We start from the raw sequence: 24,844 nt of genomic DNA on the forward strand, positions 1-24,844 counted from the left end.
GAGGGCTCCTGCACAAGGCACGACGAGGGGCATTGGGCGCCGTTGTCCTGTTGGCGCTCGGCCTGACGCCGCATGGCACGGCGTCGGCACAGCAGACGCGTTCGCCCGCATCGAACAGCGCGGAAATGCTGGATGCGCTCAACGGGCTATGGGCCGGCCAGGGGACCGTGCGCCGCGGTCGCGGCGGTCCGGTCGAGCGGGTGGACTGCACGCTTCTGCTCGACTGGAGCCGGCGGGAAGGGCGGCTCGAACACACGCTGTCCTGCCAGGGCGGCGGGGGCGGCGTGCACGCCTCGGGCTATTTCGAGGTGTCCTCCGGCGACGTGCTGACGGGCTATGTGAACGGGTCCTCGATCATCGGGCGCGCCTATGCGACCTGCGAGGTGAAGGGGCGCGCCCTCCATGTGACCCTGTCGCGCCGCGAATACAGCCCACGCAATGCGCAGGAGACCTTCGCGGCGGAGGACAGTCTCTGGATCCTGCTCCTCAACCGGGGCGACCGCCGGCTCGGCACGGTCATCAGGGCCAAGGAGGCCGGCAGCGGACGCCGCTACGAGAAGCTCGCCCTCAATCTGCGGCGCGTCACCCGCAACAATGCCGCGCCACCGGGGACGACCCGCGTTCCCGGCACCGCGCCGGAGCGGCCCGGCGGACCGCCCTCGGGTCGCGGCGATACGGTCATCGAGCGCTGAACAAGGCCTCTTCGGTCGCTGCCGGGCGGCCGAGCGAGAAATACGCCAATCCCATCTCCGCCATGGTCGAGGGCGCATAGAGATTGCGCAGATCGAACAGCACGGGTGCCGCCATGGACGAGGCGAGTTCCGGCCAGTCAAGCTCCTTGAACTGCGGCCACTCCGTCAGGAGCAGCGCGGCGTCGGCGCCAGCCAGGACATCGGCCTCGCTCTCGCAATAGTCGAGCTCGGGCATGAGCGCACGGGCATTGTCCATGGCGGCCGGGTCGTAGGCCCGGATACGTGCGCCCCGGCGCAGCAGATGGGGTACGATCACGAGGCTCGCGGCGCTGCGGATGTCGTCGGTGTTGCTCTTGAAGGCGAGGCCGAGGAGCGCGACCGTCTTGCCGTGCAGCTTGGTATCGCCATAGCCGCGCTCTGTCCAGGCGGCAGCGAACTCCGCCTCGATGCGCGAGACGAGGCGGCGGATATGGTAGGTATTGGAGGAGATGACCGCCTCCACGATGCGCACCGGGCAATCGGCCTCGTGCGCCAGCGCGGTAAGCGCGAGCGTATCCTTCGGAAAGCAGGAACCGCCATAGCCGGGACCGGGCTTGAGGAAGGCCGGACCGATACGCTCGTCGAGCCCGATGGCGCGGGAGAGCTGGTCGACATCGGCACCGACCGCGTCGCACAGATTGGCCATCTCGTTGATATAGGCGACCTTGGCGGCGAGGAAGGCGTTGGCGGCGTATTTGATGAGCTCCGCCGTGGGAATGTTGGTGACGACCACCGGCACGCCGTCCTGGCCGAAGGGCGCATAGATCGCGGTCATGACGTCGCGGGCATGGCAGTCGCCGACACCGACGACGATGCGGTCGGGATTGAGGAAGTCCTGTACGGCGCAGCCCTCGCGCAGGAATTCCGGATTGGATGCCATGGAGAACACCGCGTCGGGCGCCGTCTCGCGGAGCACGCGCTCCACATAGGCACCGGAGCCGACCGGCACGGTCGACTTCACGACCACCACGGTTTCCGGGTCGAGGGCGGGCGCTATGGTGCGTGCGACGGCGATCACCGCGGTGAGATCGGGCCGGCCATCGGCCATGGACGGCGTGCCCACGGCGATGAAGACTGCATCCGCGCCCTTGACGGCTGCCGGAACGTCGGTGGTGAAGTCGAGCCGCCCCTGCTTGTGGGAGGCACGCACGATCTCCTCCAGTTCGGGCTCGTAGATCGGGATGCGGCCCGCATTGAGCGCGTCGATCTTGCCCTTGTCGATATCCGCGCAGGTCACATTGAGCCCGATATGGGCGAAGCATGCCCCGGTGACGAGGCCGACATAGCCAGTGCCGATAACCGTGATGTTCATTGATCCGCTTGTTCGTTGGGACGAGGCCTTGCCGGTCTCCGTCGGGATGTTACGCCGCGGCAGCTAAACGGGCGCGGGGGTCGTTGTCAAACATCGCTTCCCCCTAGCCGGGGCGCGACATTGACCGGACGAACGCGGAGAGAATGTGGCAGCCCAGGCGGTCCGGGAGGGGCTGCCCGTCCCGCGAGGCGTTCCCGGCGTCGTCCGTCAGGCGCGCCACGGGGTGATGTGGTTGTCCCAATGGGCGGCGGAGGCGGGCAGGATGCGGTCGTCGCCCTGGCGCCCGACGGTATGGAGGAGGCGCTTTCCGTTGCCGCTGGACAACACGAAGTCCGCGGGCCCCGCGCCCGGTGCAAGGCCGCAGCCATCGTCGAGCTTCACCGATTCCAGGAAGCGGCCGTCCTCGACCGCGAAGAACGCCGCGAGATCGCCGCGCGGCGCGGAGATGCCGAGCACCCGGCCCGCCGGGTCCATGGCCGCGGAGCCGCAATAGTTCTCCATGCGCTCCAGCGTGTCGCCCGGCAGGTCGAGCAGGCGGGCCTCGCCGTCCTTCCACAGGAAGACGAGCGGCGGGCGGTCCTCCTTCGGCCCCTGATACTGGAGCGCGACGCCGATCTCGCCTCCGGGGGCCACGGCGAGGTGGCGGATGGAAAGCTTGTGCATCTCGCGCGGCAGGCGCGTCTCGCGCACGAGCGTGCCGTCCGTCGAATCGATCAGGGCGAGCGTGGGATCCATGTCGGGGATGTTGAGCTTGCGCCTACCGCTGTCGGGATGGGTCAGGATGCCGCCATTGGCCACCGCCAGCGTGCGCCCGTCCGGCATGAAGCGCAGCTCGTGGGGGCCGATGCCGTTCGATGCGAAGGCGCCGACGCGCCTGTAACCGTTGCTGGCGTCCCAGATGCCGATCGCGCCGTCGCCGGTCTCGTAGTCGTTCTCCGTCGCATAGAGCAGGCGGCCATCCGCGGTGAAGACGCCGTGGCCGTAGAAATGCCGGCCCTCAGGCGAGCGTATGGTGGCGACGACCCGCCCGGTGCGCGCCTCGAACGCCACGGCGAAATCGCCGGGCCGGCGGGCGAAGGCTACCGCCTCGCCGCGCGTGGGGTGGAAGGCGCCGCCATGGCCCCGGTCGGGCAGGGGGATGGTGGAGAGGATCCGCCCCTCGCCATCGAACACCGCGGCATGGTGGCTGCGGTTGTCGTCGTCGAAGGCGCTCAGATAGAGCCTTTCCTCAGGCGCCCCGGCGAGCGCGGCGCCGGGCGGAAGGAGGGCGGAGACGGCGAGGGCGGAGAGCAGGGTCCTGCGGTCGATCATGGGTCAGTCTCCATCCATCGCGTTGAAGCCGAGATCGACGCCGAGTGCGCCGCCGAGCGTGCCGGCGGCCCGTTCGCGCACACCGTCGAGATGCAGCATGAGGAAGGCGACGGACTTGCGGCCTTCCTCGCTCTTCAGGTCGGTCGTGAGGAGGTCGGGATGGCCGTCGATGAAGTCGATGCCATAGAGGAGCCCGCGCGCCACCGACCGGCGGTAGTCGCCATCGGCCTCGTCGCGGTTGAGGGCGGCGCCGAGCCCTTTCGAGCCCGCACCCTCATTGCCGGCGAAGGCTTCGTGGAGGCCGGTGAGATTGGCCTGGATCGCGGGCAGGGACAGGCCGCTGCGCCAGGCTTCGGCCGCGCGCGGATTGGCCTGTCTCGGCGTGTCGCCCAGGGGCTCGCCGAGCTTCGACAGCCGGATGAACTGCAACTCGTCGGTGAAGGCCTGGAAGAAGTCCTTGAGCGTCTGGTCGACCGTTTCGGCATCCATGTCGTCCGCCAGTGCGGCAGGGCCATCGCGCCATTCCGTCTCCGTCGCCGCGGCCATGGCCTTGAGGTTTCCGGTGATCGCGGTGGCGAAGCGGCACAGGCCGGCGGCGGTCTCGTCGCCGGAGGTCAGGCGGCTTTCGGCGTTCTTGCCGTAGAGGATGCGTTCGAGCGCCGGGAACCCCTGGAGCGCCACGCTCTTGTCGGCGAGCGTTTCCGGCGTCATGGCGGACAGGTCGCCCGAGGCGAAGAGCTTGCGGAGCTGGCGACCGCCCTGGCCGTGCTTGTCCGGCCAGTATTCGAGCCGGTAGTAGCGATCCTCGCGCATGACCGGGCCGAAGCGGACATGCTGGATCGCCATCCACGCCTCGAAGGCGTCCGCATAGGCCCCGTGCACGGCGGCGAGGCCGTCGGGGGCGGGATCGGCGCAGAAGGTCCGCGCGGTCTCGTCGAGGGCCGCCGTTTCAGCGGTCAGCGCCTCGTAGCGCGGCAGGGCGTGATGGACCACGAGATCGCGTGCGATCTCCCGGCGCAGCGCCTCGCGCCCGGACGCGTCCTGCGCGGCGGCCTGCCGGGCAAGGGGAACGGCAAGGGCGAGAAGGCCGAGGAGCGCGAGAAGCCCGGCAAGGACGACAGGCGGGCTTCGGTGTCCGGTGATGGTGGCCATGGTGTCTCGCGCCTCCTTTATGTCCGGGATTTGGTAAGCCCTATAGCGAGTTCAGGAACGCGATCAGGGCGTCGCGTTCGCGATCCGTCATGTCGATGACGCGCTGTCGCGCGGCCTCCGCCTCGCCGCCATGCCACAGGATGGCTTCCAGCAGGCTGCGCGCGCGCCCGTCATGGAGGAAGCGGGTGTGGCCGCTCACGGTCTCGGTGAGGCCGATGCCCCAGAGCGGGGCCGTGCGCCATTCGCTGCCCGTTGCCGCACCCTCGGGGAAGCCATCGGCAAGGCGCTCGCCCATATCGTGCAGCAGCATGTCCGTATAGGGCCAGACGAGCTGGTCGCGCTGCTCCGCCGGTATGTCGGCGTCGGCGCGGGTCCTGTATTTCGGGCGATGGCAGGAGATGCAGCCCGTCTCGTAGAACAGCCGCTTTCCCTCCAGCACCTGCGGGTCGTCCACGTCGCGCCGGGCGGGGACGGCGAGATTGCGCGAATAGAAGTCGACGAGCCTGAGCATCTCGTTGGAGACCTCCAGCCCGTCATGGCGCTTGCCCTCGCCGGTCGGCATGGCGAGGCACTCCGTCTGCCTCTGTGTGCAGTCGCCATGCGGACGGTGCACCAGCCGGGTCGACAGGCCCATATCGGTGTTGAAGGCGGTGACCACCTGGTCGAGCACCGTCGGCTGGGCCGCCTTCCAGCCATAGCGCCCCAGCATGCGCTCGCCATGGGCGTGGCTCATCGCCCGGTTGGGCTTGCCGGAGATCCCGTCGCCATCGGCGTCGTCGGGGTCGGCCCAGGCCAGAATGTCCTCCGCCGCGATGGCGTCGAGCAGTCCCAGCCCGATCATCGGATTGGCGACGCGGGCCGACATCATCGCGTCCTCCGCCATTGGCCCGTAACCGGGATCGCTGACGGAATAGACCGGTTTGCGGAGCGTGACCGTGCGTCCGCCATTGAGTGTGACGGGAATGTCTTCGTACGCGATGTGGATATGGCCTTCCGCGGGCAGTCCCGGCACGGCGACGTCCTGGAGCTGGTTGCCATAGGTCGGCTCGGGCGCTGTGGCGGCGGCGAGATAGTCGGCAAGCGCGTCGCGCTCGGCGTCGGCGGAAGAGGCCGGCACGGCGAGCTTCATGAGCATGGATTCCGCGTCGTCATGGGGCCAGTTGGCCGCCGGCGGATGGCCGCGCCCGTCCTTCAGGTGGCAGCGCTGGCAGGCGCGCGAATTGAACAACGGTCCAAGCCCGTCGGATGCGGTCGTGGAGGAGGGGGAGGAGACCCACAGCTTCTTGAAGATGCCGTTGCCGATCTTGAAGTCGAACTCGCGCTTGAACGGCATGTTGCCGGAGGCATGCGAGAAGGCGTTGGCATCGACGGGCTTCGTGCTCGTCGCCTCGCCGCCGGGAAAGGCCTCGCCGGGCTCGGGCCTGGAGAAATCCCGTGTCGGTGCGATCTCGGCGGCGCGCGGCGCCTTCTCGCCGCTCCATGCGGGCAGAGCGGTCTGAAATGCAAAAACGCCCGCAAGCAGGCCTGCGAGCGCAATACCGCCGGCGAAACGGCAGGAGCGGCGGTCTCGTTCGAACATCGGCATGGAATGGGTCAATAACGCGTCTGTGTCGAAACGCAATGTGCAACAAGCGCGCGGGGGCGCGTGGATACGCCGCGCCGGCGGCGAGCCTGCCCGGCCACGCCCTCATGGGGGGCTGGCGGCCGGGCAGGGGATCGGTCTCTTATTCGAACACCTTGTCCGGGCTGTCCAGGCTGTCGGACCCCTCGAAGGCGATACCGCCCAGATCGAGCGCGGACACCGCCTGCTCGATGGCCTGGGTCTGCTCCAGAAGGGCGTCGATCGCGGCCTGGACCGCCGTATTGCCGTCCTCGTTGCCCTCGCCGATCATCTGGTCGTAGGCCTCGCCGCCTTCGGCCCGCTTGCGCAGCGCCTCCATGGCGGCGACCGTGGCGTCGAGCTTGCCGCGCAGGGCCTTGTCGGCCTCCGGCGACTTGGCGGCGACGAGCTCGGAAATGCCGGCGCCCTTGACCTCGCTGCCGTCGATCCGCGTGTAGCTGCCGAGATAGACGTTGCGGATACCGAGCTCGTCGTAATAGTGCGAGTTGTGGGTGTTGTCGGAGAAGCAGTCGTGCTCCTCCTCCGGGTCGTGCAGCAGCAGGCCGAGCTTCATGCGCTCGCCGGCGAGCTCGCCATAGGACAGGCTACCGAGCCCGGTCATGACGGTCTGCAGGCCAGCGTCCGGATCGCCGTCGAGAAGCCCGGTGCGGGCCTTGCCGCCCTCGGCCCAGTTGGCGACCATCTCCTCAAGATCGGTGATCAGGAGGTCCGCCGCCGACGTCAGATAGGCCGCGCGGCGGTCGCAATGCCCACCCGTGCAGTTTGCCGTGTCGTAGTCTGTATAGGGCCGCTCGCCCGCGCCGGCATCCGTGCCGTGAAGGTCCTGGCCCCACAGCAGGAACTCGATGGCGTGATAGCCGGTGGAGACATTCGCCTCCACGCCGCCGAGCTCGTGGAGGCTCTGAAGGAAGGCCGGCGTGATCTCGGTGGCGTCGATGGTCTCGCCGCCGATCTCGATCGTCTCGTTGGCGATCACATTGACGGCGTAATAGGGATTGGCGTCGGACTCCATGCCATAGGAGGTGTCGACATAGTCGATCAGCCCCTCGTCGAGCGGCCAGGCGTTCACCTTGCCTTCCCACTCGTCGACAATGGCGTTGCCGAACCGGTAGGCCTCGGTCTGCTGATAGGGCACGCGGGCGGCGAGCCACGCCTCGCGGGCGGCCGTGAGCGTCTCCTCGCTGGGGCTGTCCACCAGCGCCGCGATGGCCTCCTTGAGGGCCTTCGCGGTGATCAGCGAGTCCTCGTAGCCGGCATGCGCGATGTCGGCATAGGTCTTCAGCACGTCTTTCGGCTCCGCAGCGTTGCCTGCTCCTGCCTGGAAGCCGAGAAGGCCGGCGGCGAAAACCGCGGCCGCGATCTGTCGTTTCATCAAATTTCCCTTGGTTGGTTGGTCATTGTCGGTGCCCCCGTCATGCGCCCGTGGCCGCTCGTCCTAATGGACCACCGGCGGCGGACCGGCCTCGTCGCGCGAGGCGATGTCCTCGACCACCTCCGGCGTCACGGCCACGAGGTGCTGGCCGATCCCGGCGAGGGTGTGGGCGAAGTCCCGCGAGGCGTCGATCACATGGCCGATGGCGATATGGCTCTCCGCCCCGGTCAGGTAGTGGGCGGCCATATGCGCCGTGCCGTTCTCGTCGTTCTGCATGGCCGAGATGGCCGATAGCGCCATGCATTCGTCGCGGCAGACATGGCGGCAGCAGGCCGGGAAGCAGCGGATCGGGCGCTGGCTCGACTGGCGGATCGCCCGGACCCAGAACTGGAGATCGGTAACCGCGGTACGCCCGTCGCGCGCGCCGAGCTCGTTGGAGAAGACGCGCCAGGCATGCTCCCAGCAATCGATGTCGCCGAACTCGTAGCCGGCCATCCAGCAGCGGAAGCCGGTCACGACGAGCCGTTCCGGCTGGCGCGCCAGAAGCTGGCAGGTTCCGCCCGCGGGACAGTCCCGACGGGACCCGGCGGCAAGGCCGGCCCGTGCCGCGTCGCGCTTCGTCATGCCGGTCTCCTGCAAAGGCGCGGCGCGATAGCGAACCGTGCGGTCGTGAGTGACATTTCGCCCTCGACTGATTGGCGTTGAAGCATCGCCTCCAATACCCTACCTAACAAGTCAGGATCTCTTGGTTGAGCGGTGCGGTTTCAACGGTTGAAACGGAGTGATTGTGCGCCGAAGTGATGTAAATAATCAAATAAAATCAACATGTTGTAATTATAATAATTCGAATTAAAGGGTGCGGGAAGTGTTCGGGATGCCTGCGACAAAAAGACCGGCGTCTTGTCGCCTATTTTCAATTTCTAGCCCCCTTCCGGGGTGGACGGCGCGCCCTTGCCGGTGTAATTGGACGGGGCGGATAGGGCTTGAGCCGTTTGCCGAAGGCCACGACGGGTGAACCCCGATGATCGTTTGTTCGTGTAATGTGATCACACACCGGGAAATCCGCGACGCGATTGACCGGCTGCGTACGATGTCCCCGGACTCCGTCCTGACACCGGGGCTCGTCTACCGCAGCCTCGGATACCGCCCGCGCTGCGGCGGGTGTCTCTCCCATGTCGTCCAGATCATCCACGGCCTGCCGGCCGAAGAGGCCGCCGCCGGAGCGCAGCCATGCTGCTGCCAGGCGGGCGGATGCGCCTGCATGGCCGGCGCGGATATACGCGAGCCCGAGCTTGCCGAAGGTTAGAATCGTTCAAAACAGAGCTTGACGTCGCCCGCCCGAGGTTGCAAACAGGAACCCTGATGGTTCGCAGCAATCGGAACGGGAGCATTCCATGAAGGGCGACAAGGACGTCATCGAATATCTCAACAAGTCGCTCACCCATGAGCTGACTGCGGTCAATCAGTACTGGCTGCACTACAGGCTCATGGACGACTGGGGCTTCACCAAGCTCGCCAAGAAGCAGCGCGAGGAGTCGATCGAGGAGATGCAGCACGCCGACAAGCTGGTGGACCGCATCATCTTCCTGGAAGGCTTCCCGAACATGCAGCAGCTCAACCCGCTGATGATCGGCCAGAACATCCAGGAAGCGCTCGAATGCGACCTGAAGGCGGAATATTCCGCGCGCGCCCTTTATCGCGAGGCGCGTGGCGTGTGCCGCGATAAGGAGGACTATGTCTCCCAGAACCTCTTCGAGGAGCTGCTCTCCGACGAGGAAGGCCATATTGACTGGCTGGAGACCCAGCTCGACCTGATCAAGTCCATCGGCATCGAGAATTACGGCCAGCTCCAGGCCGGCGCCGCCGACGAGGGCGAATAGGATCGGCTAGGATCCCGCTTCTGTCGGTCGCGGACCGGCAGGCAAGGCATGAACGACGCTCCGGCCCGTCTGGTCCGGGGCGTTTTCGTTATGGGGCCGTGGCCTTGCGGCCGGAGAGTGCGGATGCGGAGACGGTGCGCTCGGGCTCGCCCGTCCGGTTGGCGATCAGGAGACGCTGGAGATAGAAGATCGGTACGCAGCCGACCGCCACGATGGTGAGGGCGGGCAGGGCGCCCTGCTCGAACAGGTCGAAGGAGGCGAGCGTGTAGATATGCGTGGCGAGCGTGTCGAAATTGAACGGCCTGAGCAGCAATGTGGCCGGCAGCTCCTTCATCGAATCCACGAAGACGAGGACGGCGGCGGCCCCGAGCGCGGGCTTGAGCAGCGGTAGGTGCACCTCGCGCAGCGTGCCCGTCGTGGTGCGGCCCAGCGTGCGCGCCGCCGCGTCGAGATTGGGCGAGACCTTCGAGAAGCCTGACTCGATGGCCCCCTGCGAGACGGCGAGGAAGCGGATCACATAGGCCGCGATGATGGCCGCCGCGCTGCCGGTGAGGATGAGGCCGGTGGAGACGCCGAGGAGCGTGCGTGCCCAGCCGTCGACGAGATTGTCGAGCGCCGACAGCGGCACGAGGATGCCGATGGCGAGCACGGTTCCCGGCACGGCGTAGCCGACGGAGGCGAGCCGGGTCGCCATGTGCACCAGAGGCCGCTCGTCCATCTTGCGCGCATAGGTCAGCGCGATGCCGACGACCACGGCGATGGCGGCGGCCGCACTCGACAGCGTCAGCGTGTTGAAGACATAGCCCCAGAATTCGCTTGTGAAGCCGACTTCCCAGTGGGTGAGGGCGGCGTCGATCAGCACGATGCAGGGAATGCCGAAGCCGATGAGGATGGGCAGGGCGCAGGACGCCGCAGCGAGGAGCCCGGCGAGCCCGGAGAGCGGCGTGCGCTGCAGGTTCCGGTAGCGCTTCGTGGTGTGGTGGAAGCGCTGCTGGCGCCGGCTCCAGCGCTCAAGCCACAGGAGGAACAGCACGAAGACGAGCATGACGCAGGCGATCTGGGCTGCACCGCCCAGATTGGAGCGCTGAAGCCAGGTGGCATAGACACTGACTGTCAGCGTGTTGACGCCGAAGAACTGCACCGCGCCGATATCGTTCAGGCATTCCATGAGCGCCAGCGTGGCGCCCGCCGCGAGCGCGGGACGCGCCAATGGCAAGGCGATGCGGCGGAAGGTCTCGCCACGCGAATGGCCGAGCATGCGGCTCGCCTCCAGCACGCAGACCGATTGCTGCACGAAACTCGCCCGTGCGGTCAGATAGACATATGGGTAGAGCGCGAAGGCCATGACGAAGATCGCGCCGCCGAGCGAGCGGATCTGCGGAAACCAGTAGTCGGCGGCGCTCTGCCAGCCGAACAGCGCGCGAAGCGCGGTCTGCACCCAGCCCGAATAGTCCCACAGCTCCATATAGGTGAAGGCCGACAGATAGGTCGGAACGGCGAGCGGCACCACGAGCAGCCACTCGAAGACGCGCCGGCCGGGGAAGTCGTACATGGTCACGAGCCAGGCCGACGACGTTCCCACGAACAGCACGACCGCGCCCACGCCAAGCATGAGCCAGACCGTCGTCATCACGGCGGCGGGCAGCACCGTGGAGAGGAGATGCGGCCAGGCGTTGCCTTCCGCATTGGTCACCGCGATGAGCAGGAGTGCAATGATCGGAGCCAGCGCGATGGCGCTCACAAGAAGGGCGACGAGCGTCCAGCCGGGCAGGGCGGGCCATGGGCGCCGGCGGGCCATCGCGGGGCGCGCGGAACCGGTGCCGCGGAGCGTCGTGCCCGCCGCCATGGATGGCTCCTGTCCGGGTGTCGGTCCCTGCATGCCGCGTCTGCTACCCTGCTCTCAATGCCAGAAGCCGGAGAGGCGTGCGGGCGCCCCTCCGGCCTGGTGTCTCCTGCATATGGCCCTGTCCGGCCGAAGCCGGCGTAAGGCTTACGATTCCGGCCCGTCGTCGAAGCCGACCTTGTCGACCAGCTCGCTGGCCTTCTTGCGCAGCTCCGCGATGCGGTCAAGCGGTAACGGGTCCCGCTTGAAGTCGCCCCAGGATTCCACGAGTTCGGAGGCCTCCACATCCGGATTGACCGGATATTCGTTATTGACCTCCGCATAGATCTGCTGGGCATCGTCGCTCGACAGGAACTCCATCAGCTTGACGGCGTTCTCGCGGTTCGGCGCGTTCTTGGCGAGCGCCACGCCCGACACGTTGACATGCGTGCCGCGACCGTCCGTGTTCGGGAAGATGATCCGCGCCGAGCGGGCCCATTCCTTCTGCTCGGGCTCCTTGTCGTTCTGCAGCATCTTGGCCATGTAGTAGGTGTTGGCCAGCGCGATGTCGCATTCGCCCGTATAGACGCCCTTGACCTGGGCGCGGTCGTTGCCGGCGGGCTTGCGCGCGAGGTTGGCCTTCACGCCGCGCAGCCATTCCTCCGCCTTCTCCTCGCCGTCATGGGCGATGATGGAGGCGATCAGCGCGACATTGTAGACGTGCTGGCCCGAGCGCATGCAGATCTTGCCCTTCCACTTGGGATCGGCGAGCTCTTCATAGGTGATCGTGTCCTGCTCGACCCGGTCCTTGGAGGCGAAGATCACGCGGGCGCGCGTCGTCAGGCCGAACCATTGGCCATTCTCGTCGCGATAGGCGGCGGGAATGTTCTTCTCCAGCACCTCCGACTCGGCGGATTGCGTGACGCCGCTGGCCACCGCGTTCTCCAGCCGTCCGATATCGACGGTGAGCAGGAGATCCGCGGGGCTGTTCTGGCCTTCCTGCACCATCCGCTCGATCAGCGCCTTGTCGTCGAACAGCACGTTCGTCTCGATGCCGGTCTTCTCGGTGAAGGCGTCGAGCAGCGGCTTGATCAGGAAGGGCTGGCGATAGGAATAGACATTGACTTCCTCGGCCTGTGCGCCCGCCATCGTGCCGACACCGACCGTGAGGGCAACCGCGATGCCCGCTACCGTGTTTCTCAGCTTCATCGTCATGTTCTCCGGGGTCTCGATTTCTCCGGATCGTCGTTGCCCGACCTTGCCGTCCAGATCGACCCTGCTTGAGGACGGATAAGGAAATAGGCCAATTCCCGACCACGTTCGTTGGTCATAGAAGGCTAACAGCTCCATATTCAACGGGGAAGCGTTTCTCGCGACCTTGTGTCGCAAAAATCCTTTTAAATCATTATGTTAGAATTAGAAGAATTCGAATGAATGGTTTCTCGAAGCCGTTGGACGGTGCCGCATTCGGCCGGGCGGCGGCGAAGCCTTGCGCAATTCCGGACCTTGCAGCTCGGAGGATCGCCGCCGATCCGGCGCGGAAGGCATACGCAAACATCGCGGACGGTGATGATCGGTCGCATTGATGACGATCAAAAAAGCCGGCGTAGATGATGGGACCGAGGACGGGCAGATGGCGCGATACCTGCCCGCAGGCCTTGGCAGCGTCCGGTGGAGAGCCCCCTGTCGCGGCGGCCCGATACGGAGTGTCCCGAATGCGGATGGTTGTGCAATTTGCCCTGGCGGCAGCCTTGACGGCTGGCGGTTTCGTCGCGTGGGCTCACCAGTTCACGCGCAGCAGCCTGCAGATCGACCATCCCTGGGCGCGGCCGCTTCAGGGTAAGGAAGGGGCTGGAGCCGGCTATCTCTCGATCACGAATGCCGGTGGCGTGGCGGACAGGCTGACCGGTGGCGAGAGCCGGGCGGCACGGGCCGTGGAGCTTCGCCCCGCGCCCGCCGGGCCGGATAGCCCTGCGCGGAGCGACACCGGGCACGGTGTGGAGATCGCTCCGGGCGCGACCGTGGCACTCAAGCCCGGCGGCACCTATCTGGAATTCCTCGGGCTGAAGGCGACCTTCGCACAGCGCACCGAGATTCCCGTCACGCTCCATTTCCGTCGCGCCGGCGCGGTCGAGATCACCATGCCGGTCGAGGGACGGCCCGCACGCGCGAGCGATGCAGCGGCACGCTAGGGTGGTGCGCAACCCGGCCACCATCCGCCAGCTACCACAATGACGCCATCGTGGTAAACTATGCTTAACAGCGGGTGGACAGCCCGATTGGGCGGTTTCGTGTCCGGCAGACGGACATGGCGAGAGGGGCGTTGGACCAGTGCTTCTGGAGCACGGCGCTTCCGAGAAACATCTGGTCGGTTCAATATGTTGGAGTGCTTTCCTTGACTCCTGTGTGAGCCGGGGTGGGACGGTGCTCCGAACAGGGAGCGACCCAATGACCCTATCGAGGACAGTGGCTGCGGGACTCGTCGCCGGCGGTCTCGCGCTGGCAGCCTCCGATCCCGCCGCGGCGGCGGGTGCATCGGTTGGTGCGCGCGCCGGCGAGGCGGTTCTGCCGGTGGCGGAAACGTCCGATCTCATCGAGGTCGCCGAACAGTGGCGCGGCAATCGCAGGGCGTACCGCAAACATTGGCGCGGGCGCGACCGCTGGCAGCGCAGGAAATGGCGGCATCGCCATCGGGCCTGGCGCAAGCGCCACTACGACTACCGGCATCACCGCCACAACCGTTACTACTACTACGACAACGACTATTACGATAATGGTGTGGGGATCGCGCTCGGCGCGGCCGGCCTGTTCCTCGGCCTGTCGGCGCTCGCCGCGCGACCCTATTACAACGACAACTATTATTCCGGAGGGTATTCGGGCGGCTATGCGGCACCGCCGAGCAACAATTGCTCGCGCTTTGCACGCTGGAGCACGCCCTGGTACCGCTGCTGCAGTGCCAAGTACCGCACCTTCAATCCCCGCACGGGGCGCTACAGGGCCTATTCCGGTCGGTTGCGGTTCTGTCGGTGAGCGAATTTTGGTGCTAGAGTGATGAACGGGTCCGGCTATCCGCGCCGGGCCCGTTTATCGTGACGATCACTCCCTCCAGATCGGGCACGGCATCTCGCGCAACCGGTATCGGTGTGTGCGAAGGCGCGTGCGTGCCCGCATTTCGGCCCGTCCTGTCCCGGAATCCGACCCGGGCGGGAACCATGGGCGGCCGGCCCGCGTTGTCTGTCCGGAGAGGGAGGTTGCGTTACGCACAGCCATGACGGGAAAAGCATTCGACGAGATGTGGGGCGCGGGCGATATCCGCCAGCCCTATTCATTGTTCAACAGCTGGCTGGACGATCAGTCGGTCGACGGGCTTCAGGGCAAGCGCCGCCACGCCGAGGAGCTGTTCCGGCGCATGGGCATCACCTTCGCCGTCTACGGCGTGGAGGAGGCGACGGAGCGGCTCATCCCCTTCGACATCGTGCCGCGCATCCTGTCGGCGCCCGAATGGCGCCGGCTGGCCGCCGGCATCGAGCAGCGGGTGCGCGCGCTCAACGCCTTCGTCTACGACATCTATCACCGCCAGGAGATCCTCAGGGCCGGCCGCATCCCGAAGGAACTCGTCATCCAGAACGAGGCCTTCATGCCGGAGATGATCGGCGTGGAGCCGGCGCGGCGCATCTACGCCCATGTCATCGGCGTCGATATCGTGCGCACCGGCGAGAACGAGTTCTTCGTCCTGGAGGACAATCTGCGTACCCCCTCCGGCGTCTCCTACATGCTGGAGAACCGGGAGACGATGATGCACCTCTTCCCGGACCTGTTCGCAAGCCACAGGGTCGCGCCGGTGGAGGACTATCCGCACAAGCTGCGCCAGACGCTCGTGAGCGTGGCGCCACCCGGTCTCGACCGCGAGCCGACCATTGTCGTGCTGACCCCCGGTATCCATAACAGCGCCTATTTCGAGCATTCCTTCCTGGCCGATCAGATGGGGGTGGAGCTCGTTGAGGGGCAGGATCTGGAGGTCGCGGACGGCTACCTCTACATGAAGACGACACAGGGGCTCGAACAGATCGATGTCGTCTATCGCCGCATCGACGATCCGTTCCTCGACCCGCTCGTCTTCCGGCCCGATTCGCTGCTCGGCGCGGCCGGTCTCTTCGAGGTCTACCGGGCCGGCAATGTGACGCTCGTCAACGCGCCGGGGGCCGGCATCGCCGACGACAAGGCGATCTATGCCTATGTGCCCGACATCGTGGAGTTCTACACAGGCGCGCGGCCGATCCTGAACAATGTGCCGACCTATGACTGCCGGAGGCCGGACGATCTCGCCTATGTCCTGGAGCACCTGAAGGATCTCGTGGTGAAGGAGGTCCACGGTTCGGGCGGCTACGGCATGCTGATCGGCCCGGCGGCGAGCAAGGCCGAGCGCGAGGCCTTCGCCGCCAAGCTGAAGGCCAGGCCGGCCAACTATATCGCCCAGCCAACGCTTGCCCTGTCCACCTGCCCGACGCTGGTCGAGGGCGGTGTGGCGCCGCGCCATGTGGATTTGCGCCCCTTCGTTCTGGTCGGCGACGAGATCCGGCTGACGCCGGGCGGGTTGACCCGCGTCGCTCTGCCGGACGGGTCGCTGGTCGTCAATTCGAGCCAGGGCGGCGGCACCAAGGACACCTGGGTGCTGAGGGACTGAACGAGGGGCCGCGCAACCGGCCACGAGGGGAGGGAGGTTTCAGGATCCAAGATGCTGTCGCGTACCGCAAACGATCTGTTCTGGCTCGCGCGTTACATGGAGCGGGCGGAAAACATGGCCCGCCTGCTTGATGTCGGCTACCGCATGGCGCTCATGCCGCATGAGGGGCAGGGCCATCGCGACGAATGGCGCTCCACGCTCGCCAGCGCCGGCTGCGAGAAGGGTTTCTTCGCCCGCCACGACACCATCACCATGCGTGCCATGATCGACTACATGCTGTTCGATCCCGACAACGCCTCCAGCGTCCGCTCGTGCCTGTCCACCGCACGGCGCAACATGCGCGCGGTACGCACGGAGGTGACGCGCGAGGTGTGGGAAAGCCTCAACGCCACCTGGCTCGAATTCTCCGCCACGAAGCCGGACAGCATCACCACCAACGCCCTGCCGGAGTTCCTGGACTGGATTAAGGAGCGCGCCGCACTGTTCCGCGGCGTCCTGAGCGGCACCATGCTGCGCAACGACGCCTATTTCTTCTCCCATGTCGGCCTGTATGTGGAGCGTGCCGACAACACCGCCCGCATCGTCGACGTGAAATACTACATCCTGCTGCCGGAGAACGAGATCGTCGGCGGCGGCGTCGACAACTACCAGTGGTCGGCCATCCTGCGCTCGGTCGCCGCCCACCGCAGCTATGGCTGGGTGTACCGGACGGGATACAATTCCTGGAACATCGGCGAATATCTGATCCTGAACGCGCAGATGCCGCGCTCGCTCGCCTTCTGCTACGACCGGATCACCGAGCAGCTCGGCTATCTGGAGCGTTTCTACGGCGCGCACCAGCCGAGCAACGATCAGGCGGGAGACACCGCGCGGCTGTTGTGGGACGGCGACATGAACCGCATCTTCCAGAACGGGCTGCACGAGTTCCTGCGCGATTTCATCGCCCGCAACAACCGGCTCAGCCAGCAGATCGCCGTCGACTATCATTTCGCCGCCTGAGGAGGAGCGCATCGCCCATGCTGATCACAGTGCGCCACCGGACACGCTACCGGTTCGACGGTTCGGCCAGCCATTCCGTCCACAGCCTGCGCCTGACGCCGCAATCCTTCGAGAGCCAGTCGGTGACGGGCTGGAGGATCGCCGTGCCGGGCATCGAGGGCGCGGCCTCCTTCGTGGACGGCTATGGCAACACCGTCCACCTCGTGACCGTGGCCGATCCGCATGACGACCTGGAGATCGTCGCGGAGGGCGAGGTGGAGACCGAGGACGCCGCCGGCGTGGTGAGGGGCGCCCGCGAGGTTGCCCCGGCGCGTGTCTATGAGCGCGTCACGGCCCTCACCGAGCCCGACGATCGCATCCGCGCGCTGGCCGCCGGGCTCGAACCGGACGATCCGGTGGAGCGGCTCCATGCCCTGATGGACCGCGTGGCCGATGCCATGACGTTCAATGTCGGGGTCACGGAAGCCTCTACGCCCGGCGCGGAGGCACTGGCCGCCGGCCATGGCGTGTGCCAGGACTTTGCCCATGTCTTCATCTCCGCCGCGCGCGCCGATGGCTGTCCCGCGCGCTATGTGACGGGCTATCTGCTCGACCGCGATAGCCCGAACGCGGAGGCCAACCACGCCTGGGCGGAGGCTCATGTCGACGGGCTCGGCTGGATCGGTTTCGACGTGGTGCACAGGATGTGCCCGACCGATATCTATGTGCGGCTTGCCTGCGGGCTCGATGCGCTCGACGCCGCGCCTGTGCGCGGCACGCGGCGCGGCGGTCACCACGATACGCTTGACGTTTGCGTCGAGGTCCAGCAGCAAACATCCCAGCAATAGGCGTCCCGATTCCCGGGGCGCCGGGAAGCAGGCGTGAAAGCACATGACCTATTGCGTGGCTATGCGGCTCCGGAACGGCCTCGCCTTCGCGGCCGACACCCGGACCAATGCCGGGGTCGACAACATCGCGACCTTCCGGAAGGTGTGGACGCTGGAGCGCACCGGCGAGCGCGTTCTGGTGCTCCTGTCGGCGGGCAATCTGGCGATCAGCCAGGCGGTGATCTCCGAGCTGGAGGAGGACATCAAGGTCGCCGACGATGCGCGCTCCTCGCTCATGACGGTGACGAGCATGTTCCACGCCGCCCGCCTGGTGGGCGAGGCGATCCGCAAGGTGCGCCACATAGACGGGCCGGCGCTGGAGGCCTCCGGCGGCTTTGCGACCTCCATGATCCTCGGCGGCCAGATCGGCACGGAGGAGCCCCGGCTCTTCCAGCTCTATGCGGAGGGCAACTTCATAGAGGCGACCGAGGACACGCCCTATCTCCAGATCGGCGAGCACAAATACGGCAAGCCCATCCTCGACCGGATCGCGGACACCGACATGCGGCTCGGCGACGCGGCGACGCTGATGCTGCTCTCCTTCGATTCCACGCTCAGGAGCAACCTGTCCGTCGGCATGCCGATCGATCTCGTGCTCTATCGCGGCGACACGCTGTCGCTCACGCTGGAGCGCCGGATCGACCAGAACGATCCCTATTTCCTCGCCCTGTCGGAGGCCTGGTCCACCGCGCTGCGCGATGTTTTCGGCCATCTCGACCCGTTCGACATGGCCGGCGCCGAACGCCCGCCGGAGGCGCCTTCGAAAGGCTCGTCTGTGAGGTGAGGAGGCTGTCCCAATGAATTGAAATATATTGGGAATTGTTGTGGTGCCGGCTGAGGGATTCGAACCCCCGACCTACTGATTACAAATCAGCCGCTCTACCAACTGAGCTAAGCCGGCGCTGTCCATGAAAGCGTTGATCTTCAACCATCTCTCGGGTAGCCGGTCAAGCGTCAAACGGATTTTCTGACACTCTCTCAGCCGTTCAGTCCGATAACGCGTCTCTTTCCATTCTCGTTCACCCAGCCCCGTCGCTTTCTGGTTGCGGCGAGCACCGCGCGTTCCGTGCGCTTCGCCTTCCCGCCGAAGATCGGCAGACTGCAAGTCGTCGCTTATCTCCGTCTCCGAACTTAAGGACGAATCAAAGTTGCCGATGCATGCGCGTCCCAGCTTATGACGCTTGCAGAGAATAAACAGGTCCAGCCATCGCCTGTGGCGGTGGCTCGATATACTGGGCACCGACCTGTTCCCGACGATTGCTTGATCTGCCGGACCTTGTGTACCACCTGTGAGGCGAGGAGCGACCGACTATAGCCGGGACAATCGGTCCATTGTCGGTCGCGAGAAGAAGGGAGGTGTGCCGTGAGACGCGCTGGAACCGCGCCCGCATTCAGTTGGACGATCCTGCTTGCTGCAACGCTCGCAATCGGGGCGATAGGAGTTGAGCCGGCTATTGCCGATCAAAAGACCTACACCTCGGTGCGCGACTGCATGCGCAGTGTCGCCAAGGCCGAGAGTGAATTGAACGAGGCAGGCGAGAAAGCCGCGAACCTGTTCAACCGGGCCCGCGATCTGTGTATGCAGACACGTTATGATCAGGTGAGGAAAAGTCTGAACAAGGTCCAGGATACGAGCGACGCTCAGTGAAATGCTCCGGCGGGCCGTTCGCCGGGCGCCAGTCTTCTTGCTCGCTATGGTCATCGGCTTGGCCAGGTAGGGCTTGAGGAGGTCGGCCGGATCGGACTCGGCGCCAAGCCGTCCATCCTGGATCCGGAACCCTGATGGGGGGATCTGAGCGATGATGCATCTCGCCGGAACCGGCGTCATCCTGAACACCGAACGCTATGCGGACTGCGTCGCGTTCTATCGCGATGTGATGGGGCTTGCGGTGCTGTTCGCCGATGAAGAACTCACCTGCTTCGAGTTCGGCGGCGCCTATCTGATGGTGGAGACCGGCGGCCTCGCCAGCCGTGCTACCAAGCCCGTCGACCGGTGCCCGACGAAGCTGCGGTTCAACACCCGCGATCTCGATGCCGATTGCCGGCATCTCGAACGCCACGGCGTCGCCGTGACACGGGGTGACCATGCCTGGGGCAGTACGGCCGAATTCAGCGATCCGGATGGCAATCGCTGCGCGCTGAGAAGCAGCGACGATTTTACACCGGACGAACCGCCTCCGGAGTAGGGATCCGCTGCATCGGTACCGCCAATTCAGGCCGGCATCCCGCCCAGTGCCGCGTGCTCAACTGCGGCAATGGGCGTGTCCAACCGGAGTGCCTGCCCCGGCGCTCGTATCACCTTGGGGTGACCTGCTGCGGGCTCACACCCGGCCCGTCAACTCCTGGCGCACAAGCGATGCACCTTGGCTGAGCGCCGACAATTTTCCGAAGGCAACATCCCGCTCCAGATATTTCATCCCGCAATCGGGCGCGGGCATGATCCGCTCGGGAGGGAGGTATTCCAAGGCCTGCCGAATTCTGTCCGCCACCTGATCCGGCGTTTCCACGTCATGCGTGCCGAGATCGAGCACGCCCAGGATCACGACCTTGTCGTCCGATATGTCCTTGAGAATCCCCAGATCGAGCTTCGGCTGCGCCGCTTCGATGGAGATGAAGTCCGCGCTGGTGTCATTGAGCTGGGGCAGGAACGAGTAGCCGCGCGCCGTCTTGTCCTTGACCAGGGCGGCGTAGCCGAAACACATATGGAGCGCCGTGGAGCCTTTCACGCCGTCAAGGGCGCGGTTGATCGCCCGCACCGCATAGCGCTCGGCTGCCTCGGGCATCGCCTGCATCCAGGGCTCGTCGAGCTGGACGATATCGGCGCCGGCGGCCACCAGATCGTGCAGTTCCTCGTTGACCGCGGCGGCCAGATCCAGCGCCATCTCCTCGTCGTCGCTGTAGAATTCGTTGCTGGCCTGCTGCGCCATCGTGAAGGGGCCGGGCAGGGTGATCTTGATCTTCCGGTCGGTGTTCCGGCGCAGGAACTCGACCGCGCCGACTTCCACGGGCTCCCGTCGGCTGAGCTTTCCCACCACGCGCGGCACGCGCGTCGGCTTGCCCGCCCGGCCGATGATCGTCGCCGGGTTTTCCTGGTCGATGCCGTCGAGAGCGGTGGCGAAACGGTTGGAGTAGCTCTCCCTGCGGATCTCGCCGTCCGTGATGATGTCGATTCCCGCGCGCTCCATGTCCCGGATGGCGAGGATCGTCGCATCGTCCTGCGCCTCGTGGAGGAACGGCTCGGGAATGCGCCAGACATCCTTCATGCGCACGCGAGGGACCGTCGAGCCCAGTTTCTCCCGGTCGATCAGCCAGTGCGGCTGGGCGTAGCTGCCGACGACGGTGGTGGGAAGCACGGAATTGAATGTCATGCGATACCTATCTCTGTTGTTCTGCCGGTGTCTTCGCGGCCCGTCAGTATCCTTGGTGTCCGGATGGCGGCGAACCTCATCGGACTGCGTTCGCAGGCTCCAGGCGGGACAAGCCCTCGCCGGGGCGGCCCCGGTCGATCGGCACGCACGCCGCGGGGAAGTCCTGCACGATCTCTATGGTCCGGCGCTCGAGCTCGTCGCAGAACCGCTCCAGAAGATCCGTCATCTGGGCGATATGCTCGTCATGAAGAACGAGAACCGTCCACGGGTCCTTGTCTAGGTCGGCCAGCGCGCGGGCGAACCAGGCCTCGTGCGGTTCCTTCCAGTCGCCCGGCACGCTGTTCCAGGTCACGAGCGTGAAGCGATGCTCCTTCAGATAGTCGATTGCCGCGCCACTGAGCACATGGGGGCCGAGCTCCCCGCCGCCATTGGGGCGGAAGAACTTGGCGGGGTGCGAGAGGGCACCCAACTGGCACTGGGCGTCGCCGATTTCATGGCGTACCCGTTCCGGGCTTCCGTCCACCCCGAGCGGGGTGGCATGGCTGAATGTGTGATTGCCGATCCAGTGGCCCTCCGCCTTGGCGCGGTCTGCGAGCCGCCGCCGGTCCGGATCGGCCAGCAGGTGCCCGATAACGAAGAAGGTGGCCTTGATCCGGCGCTCGGCAAGAAAGTCGAGGAGCCTGTCGGTCGCTCCGGGACAGGGGCCGTTGTCGAAGGTGAAGGTCAGTCGTTTCATAGGCCGGGTCTCGTTCTGCTGATCCTCTGGCCCGGTCCGGTGCAGGGCGCGCATCGATGCGGGCGTCAGGACCCGGTGCCGGAAGACGCCGCGTCCCGGGACGCAGGCGGCGTATCCTGCGTTGCGCCGTCACCCGGGGAAGGGGATAGGGTCTCGAGCGCTTCGCGGAGCAGGTTTCCGGTCGTCCTGTAGTGGCTCTCCAGAAGCTGCACCGCCAGATCCGCATCGCGCGCCAGCACGGCCTCCGCGATCTGGTCATGCTCCTTGTAGACGGTGGGCCGGGCGCCGCCCTTGAGCCGGGCGATATGCCGGTATCGGCTGTTCTCGTCATAGAGCTGGTTGGACAGGCGCAGAAGCGTCCGGGACCCGCAGGCCGAGATCAGGGCCATGTGGAAGCTCTTGTGGTAATCCTCCCACTCGGTTTCGTCCCCATTGGCCTCCCAGGACGCCCGGCCAAGCAGCCGGTGGCGGGCGAGAACGACGTCTTCCTCCCAGTCCTGTCCGCCCCGCTCTATGGCGAGCCGAAGCGCCCGTCCCTCGATGAAACAGCGGATCGCCAGCAATTCCTCGAACTCGGAGGTGCTTATATCTGCGACACGGAAGCCGCGCTGGTGCTCGCGCGCGACGAGCCCGTCGGCCGTCAGCAGGCTCAGCGCCTCGCGAATGGGCGTCGCCCCGCTCGCATACTGTTCGCGAAGCGCCTCGATCTTCAGCTTCGCTCCAGGGGCGTGCCGGCCGCGGATGATGTCGTGCCGGATCCTGTCGAAGATGTCCGACGTTCTGGACCGGGCTGCGGCTCCGGCATCGTCCTGTCTGCTCATTCCGCTCCCTCTCGACCCGGTCGAGTTCGCCTCAGGCCACAGCCTGCGCTGCCGGGGCCTCGGCCGCAACGGGATTGGTCAGGGCGCCGATCCGGTCGATCTCGACGGTAACCTCGTCGCCCGGACGCATCCATACTGGCGGCGTGCGGGCATGGCCGACGCCTTCCGGCGTTCCGGTCGCGATCAGATCGCCGGGCTCCAGCGTCATTATCTCCGACAGGATAGCAATCGTGCGTGCGACGGGGAAAATCATACGATCGGTGGTGGAGTCCTGCATGGTCCGGCCATTCAGGCGCGTTCTGATGCCAAGCCCGCTTGCGCCGGGCGGCACCGCGTCCGCCGTAACGATCCATGGCCCCAGCGCGCCTGTCGCGTCGAAATTCTTGCCGGCGGTCCATTGGGCCGTCCGGCGTTGGTAATCCCGGATACTGCCGTCATTGAACGCCGTGTAGCCGAACACGACGTCGAGAGCGGCGTCTTCGGAGACATGACGGCACCGCTTGCCAATGACGATCACGAGTTCCGCTTCGTAATCAAGGCGTTCCGAACAGGACGGCACGAGCATCGGCTGGCCCGGACCGATCAGCGAGCTCGGGGCACGAAGAAACAATGCGGGATACTCCGGAAGCGCGAAGCCGCCTTCCTTCGCGTGATCGGCATAGTTGAGCCCGAGGCAGATGAACTTGCTGGCATCCGCAATCGGAGGCGCGAGCCGGCATTGCGAGAGCGGGAGGCGGGGAGCCGCGGCCTCCGCAAGGCGCGCCCTGAGCCCGCTTTCGAACTCGCTTCCGGCACGGATGAGGTCCTTCATGCTTGCGGGGGCATCGGGAACCGCCGCGCCGATATCGATCACCTGATCGTCCACGACCGCGCCAAGCCGCAGCCCGTCATCCGCTTCAAAAGAGAGGTAGCGCATCTCGATCTCCATCATGTGCTCGTCAACGAAATATCGATATTATTCACTAATGTCAAATATGAGATGGAATATCGATATTTCGTTGACGGCAGGCCGTACCCACTTCTATGCTCGCGAGAGACGTTGCCCCGTTCGGGGCGAAGGCGTCACAAGAGAACCCAATGAATTTTCAGGTTCCGGGGAGGAACTATGTTCAAGACAGCATCCACAATCTCGGCCGCGGTTCTCGCGGTCAGCCTGGCATTGGCGGGAAACGCCACCGCGCAGGACTATCCAGACAAGCCGATAAAGATCATCGTGCCATTCGCCGCCGGAACCACGACCGACATGTTCACGCGCATTCTCGGCGAGGGGATGTCGGAGGAGCTGGGCCAGACCGTGGTCGTGGAGAACCGGCCGGGCGCTGGCGGAAGCATCGGAACGCACGAGGTCGTCCAGGCCGAGCCCGATGGCTACACCCTGTCGATGGGCACTGTCGGCACGCTGGCCATCAACAAGTCCATCTTTCCCGATCTGCCCTATGATCCGGAAAAGGACGTCACGCCGATCGCGTTTGCCGGCTACACGCCGACCTTGCTGGTCGTGCGCGGGGATTCGGACTTCAAGACCCTGGAAGATCTCGTGGAACGCTCCAGGGCCGAGGGCGGCGATGGCGTCACCTTCGCTTCGGCCGGAAACGGCACTTCCGGCCATCTCGCGGGCGAGCTTGTGAAGGTTCGCAGCGGCGGCAACATGATTCACGTGCCGTACCGCTCCGCCGTGGACGGTGTGGCGTCGGTCATATCCGGCGAAGTCGATTTCATGTTCTATCACCCGATCTCCGCAAAGCCGTATATCGAGAGCGGCGAGCTTCGCGCCCTGGGCGTGAGCGGCGCGAAGCGCTCGTCGGTCGTGCCCGATGCCCCGCCGATCGATGACAGCTATCCCGACTTCGATCTCATTGCCTGGTTTCTTCTTGCGGGCCCGGCCGGCATGCCGAAGGACGTGACCGAGAAACTCCACAATGCCGTCGGCGTGGCACTCAAGACGGAGGCCACAAGGAAGGTGTTGGAGCGCAGCGGGATCGAGCAGGACACGATCTCCCTGTCGGAGCTGCCGCCGTTCATTTCCGGCGAGGTCGAGAAATGGGGGGAGATCGCCAAAGCGGCGAGCGCTCAGGCTAACTGATCCCAAGATCGGGGGAAGCCGGCAGTCTCTAGCGGGCCCGGCTTCCCGCACACACCCCAGCCGCTCAGTCGTTCGTGATCCAGATG

At 65.9% G+C, this 24,844-nt stretch carries 24 protein-coding genes and 1 tRNA gene; 12 read left to right on the forward strand and 13 right to left on the reverse strand.

The annotated features are described in order from the left end of the window. Positions 1-32 precede the first annotated feature (32 nt). Positions 33-692: a hypothetical protein gene (locus HW532_RS00205; protein ID WP_213162517.1), complete on the forward strand. Its 660-nt coding sequence runs from the start codon at positions 33-35 to the stop codon at positions 690-692. Here the strand turns inward: HW532_RS00205 and HW532_RS00210 are convergent. The 6 genes from HW532_RS00210 to HW532_RS00235 form a co-directional block, all read right to left on the reverse strand. Next, a complete protein-coding gene (locus tag HW532_RS00210) occupies positions 679-2,043 on the reverse strand; it encodes a UDP-glucose dehydrogenase family protein (RefSeq protein ID WP_213162518.1) in 1,365 nt (454 codons plus the stop codon). The genes HW532_RS00205 and HW532_RS00210 overlap by 14 nt on opposite strands. A 207-nt stretch (positions 2,044-2,250) precedes the next feature. Next, on the reverse strand, positions 2,251-3,354 hold the full coding sequence (locus tag HW532_RS00215; RefSeq protein WP_213162519.1) for a DUF1513 domain-containing protein: 1,104 nt from the start codon (positions 3,352-3,354) through the stop codon (positions 2,251-2,253). Positions 3,355-3,357: 3 nt separating this feature from the next. Continuing rightward, entirely contained in the window at positions 3,358-4,506 is a 1,149-nt protein-coding gene (locus HW532_RS00220; RefSeq protein WP_213162520.1) for an imelysin family protein, read from the reverse strand. Between the two features lie 40 nt (positions 4,507-4,546). After that, positions 4,547-6,091, reverse strand: coding sequence for a di-heme oxidoreductase family protein (locus HW532_RS00225; RefSeq protein WP_246479376.1), 1,545 nt, complete (start codon positions 6,089-6,091; stop codon positions 4,547-4,549). Between the two features lie 139 nt (positions 6,092-6,230). Next, a complete protein-coding gene (locus tag HW532_RS00230) occupies positions 6,231-7,499 on the reverse strand; it encodes an imelysin family protein (RefSeq protein ID WP_213162521.1) in 1,269 nt (422 codons plus the stop codon). Positions 7,500-7,562: 63 nt separating this feature from the next. Beyond that, a complete protein-coding gene (locus HW532_RS00235; RefSeq protein WP_213162522.1) occupies positions 7,563-8,123 on the reverse strand; it encodes a hypothetical protein in 561 nt (186 codons plus the stop codon). A gap of 397 nt (positions 8,124-8,520) precedes the next feature. Between HW532_RS00235 and HW532_RS00240 the strand changes: the two genes are divergently transcribed. Both HW532_RS00240 and bfr read left to right on the forward strand, forming a co-directional pair. Continuing rightward, complete coding sequence (locus HW532_RS00240; RefSeq protein WP_246479377.1) at positions 8,521-8,805, forward strand: (2Fe-2S)-binding protein; 285 nt, start codon at positions 8,521-8,523, stop codon at positions 8,803-8,805. An 88-nt stretch (positions 8,806-8,893) separates the two neighbouring features. Further along, positions 8,894-9,379 (forward strand): bacterioferritin, encoded by a 486-nt coding sequence (gene bfr, locus HW532_RS00245; RefSeq protein ID WP_213162524.1) that lies wholly within the window; start codon positions 8,894-8,896, stop codon positions 9,377-9,379. An 88-nt stretch (positions 9,380-9,467) separates the two neighbouring features. Here the strand turns inward: bfr and HW532_RS00250 are convergent, their stop codons facing one another. Together HW532_RS00250 and HW532_RS00255 are read right to left on the reverse strand one after the other, a co-directional pair. After that, positions 9,468-11,225, reverse strand: a complete 1,758-nt coding sequence (locus HW532_RS00250) for an ABC transporter permease (RefSeq protein ID WP_246479379.1) — start codon at positions 11,223-11,225, stop codon at positions 9,468-9,470. 144 nt (positions 11,226-11,369) lie between these two features. Beyond that, on the reverse strand, positions 11,370-12,410 hold the full coding sequence (locus HW532_RS00255; RefSeq protein ID WP_213162525.1) for a Fe(3+) ABC transporter substrate-binding protein: 1,041 nt from the start codon (positions 12,408-12,410) through the stop codon (positions 11,370-11,372). 512 nt (positions 12,411-12,922) lie between these two features. Here HW532_RS00255 and HW532_RS00260 point away from each other — a divergent pair. The 6 genes from HW532_RS00260 (at position 12,923) to HW532_RS00285 (ending at position 18,534) form a co-directional block, all read left to right on the forward strand. Beyond that, complete coding sequence (locus HW532_RS00260) at positions 12,923-13,393, forward strand: copper chaperone PCu(A)C (protein WP_213162526.1); 471 nt, start codon at positions 12,923-12,925, stop codon at positions 13,391-13,393. Between the two features lie 256 nt (positions 13,394-13,649). Then, positions 13,650-14,231, forward strand: a complete 582-nt coding sequence (locus tag HW532_RS00265) for a BA14K family protein (protein WP_213162527.1) — start codon at positions 13,650-13,652, stop codon at positions 14,229-14,231. Positions 14,232-14,469: 238 nt separating this feature from the next. Next, on the forward strand, positions 14,470-15,885 hold the full coding sequence (locus HW532_RS00270; protein WP_213162528.1) for a circularly permuted type 2 ATP-grasp protein: 1,416 nt from the start codon (positions 14,470-14,472) through the stop codon (positions 15,883-15,885). A gap of 51 nt (positions 15,886-15,936) precedes the next feature. Next, a complete protein-coding gene (locus HW532_RS00275) occupies positions 15,937-16,884 on the forward strand; it encodes an alpha-E domain-containing protein (protein ID WP_213162529.1) in 948 nt (315 codons plus the stop codon). 17 nt (positions 16,885-16,901) lie between these two features. Next, entirely contained in the window at positions 16,902-17,711 is an 810-nt protein-coding gene (locus HW532_RS00280; protein ID WP_213162530.1) for a transglutaminase family protein, read from the forward strand. A gap of 43 nt (positions 17,712-17,754) precedes the next feature. After that, a complete protein-coding gene (locus tag HW532_RS00285) occupies positions 17,755-18,534 on the forward strand; it encodes a proteasome-type protease (RefSeq protein ID WP_213162531.1) in 780 nt (259 codons plus the stop codon). A gap of 41 nt (positions 18,535-18,575) precedes the next feature. Here the strand turns inward: HW532_RS00285 and HW532_RS00290 are convergent. After that, a tRNA-Thr gene (locus tag HW532_RS00290) sits at positions 18,576-18,651 on the reverse strand. 462 nt (positions 18,652-19,113) lie between these two features. Here HW532_RS00290 and HW532_RS00295 point away from each other — a divergent pair. Together HW532_RS00295 and HW532_RS00300 are read left to right on the forward strand one after the other, a co-directional pair. Next, positions 19,114-19,398 carry a hypothetical protein gene (locus HW532_RS00295; RefSeq protein WP_213162532.1) on the forward strand — a complete coding sequence of 95 codons (285 nt, stop codon included), beginning with the start codon at positions 19,114-19,116 and terminating at the stop codon, positions 19,396-19,398. A 151-nt stretch (positions 19,399-19,549) separates the two neighbouring features. Next, a complete protein-coding gene (locus tag HW532_RS00300) occupies positions 19,550-19,936 on the forward strand; it encodes a VOC family protein (protein WP_213162533.1) in 387 nt (128 codons plus the stop codon). A 135-nt stretch (positions 19,937-20,071) separates the two neighbouring features. Here the strand turns inward: HW532_RS00300 and HW532_RS00305 are convergent, their stop codons facing one another. From HW532_RS00305 to HW532_RS00320, 4 genes are all read right to left on the reverse strand, one after another. Continuing rightward, positions 20,072-21,118: a uroporphyrinogen decarboxylase family protein gene (locus HW532_RS00305; protein WP_213162534.1), complete on the reverse strand. Its 1,047-nt coding sequence runs from the start codon at positions 21,116-21,118 to the stop codon at positions 20,072-20,074. Between the two features lie 76 nt (positions 21,119-21,194). Continuing rightward, positions 21,195-21,854: a polysaccharide deacetylase family protein gene (locus tag HW532_RS00310; protein WP_213162535.1), complete on the reverse strand. Its 660-nt coding sequence runs from the start codon at positions 21,852-21,854 to the stop codon at positions 21,195-21,197. A 65-nt stretch (positions 21,855-21,919) separates the two neighbouring features. Next, a complete protein-coding gene (locus HW532_RS00315; protein ID WP_213162536.1) occupies positions 21,920-22,675 on the reverse strand; it encodes a GntR family transcriptional regulator in 756 nt (251 codons plus the stop codon). Between the two features lie 31 nt (positions 22,676-22,706). Next, a complete protein-coding gene (locus HW532_RS00320) occupies positions 22,707-23,606 on the reverse strand; it encodes a fumarylacetoacetate hydrolase family protein (protein ID WP_246479381.1) in 900 nt (299 codons plus the stop codon). A gap of 339 nt (positions 23,607-23,945) precedes the next feature. Between HW532_RS00320 and HW532_RS00325 the strand changes: the two genes are divergently transcribed. After that, on the forward strand, positions 23,946-24,758 hold the full coding sequence (locus HW532_RS00325; RefSeq protein WP_213162537.1) for a Bug family tripartite tricarboxylate transporter substrate binding protein: 813 nt from the start codon (positions 23,946-23,948) through the stop codon (positions 24,756-24,758). The last annotated feature ends 86 nt before the right edge of the window (positions 24,759-24,844 follow it).

Origin of the sequence: Kaustia mangrovi (genome assembly GCF_015482775.1) — a bacterium.
GTDB lineage: Bacteria > Pseudomonadota > Alphaproteobacteria > Rhizobiales > Im1 > Kaustia > Kaustia mangrovi.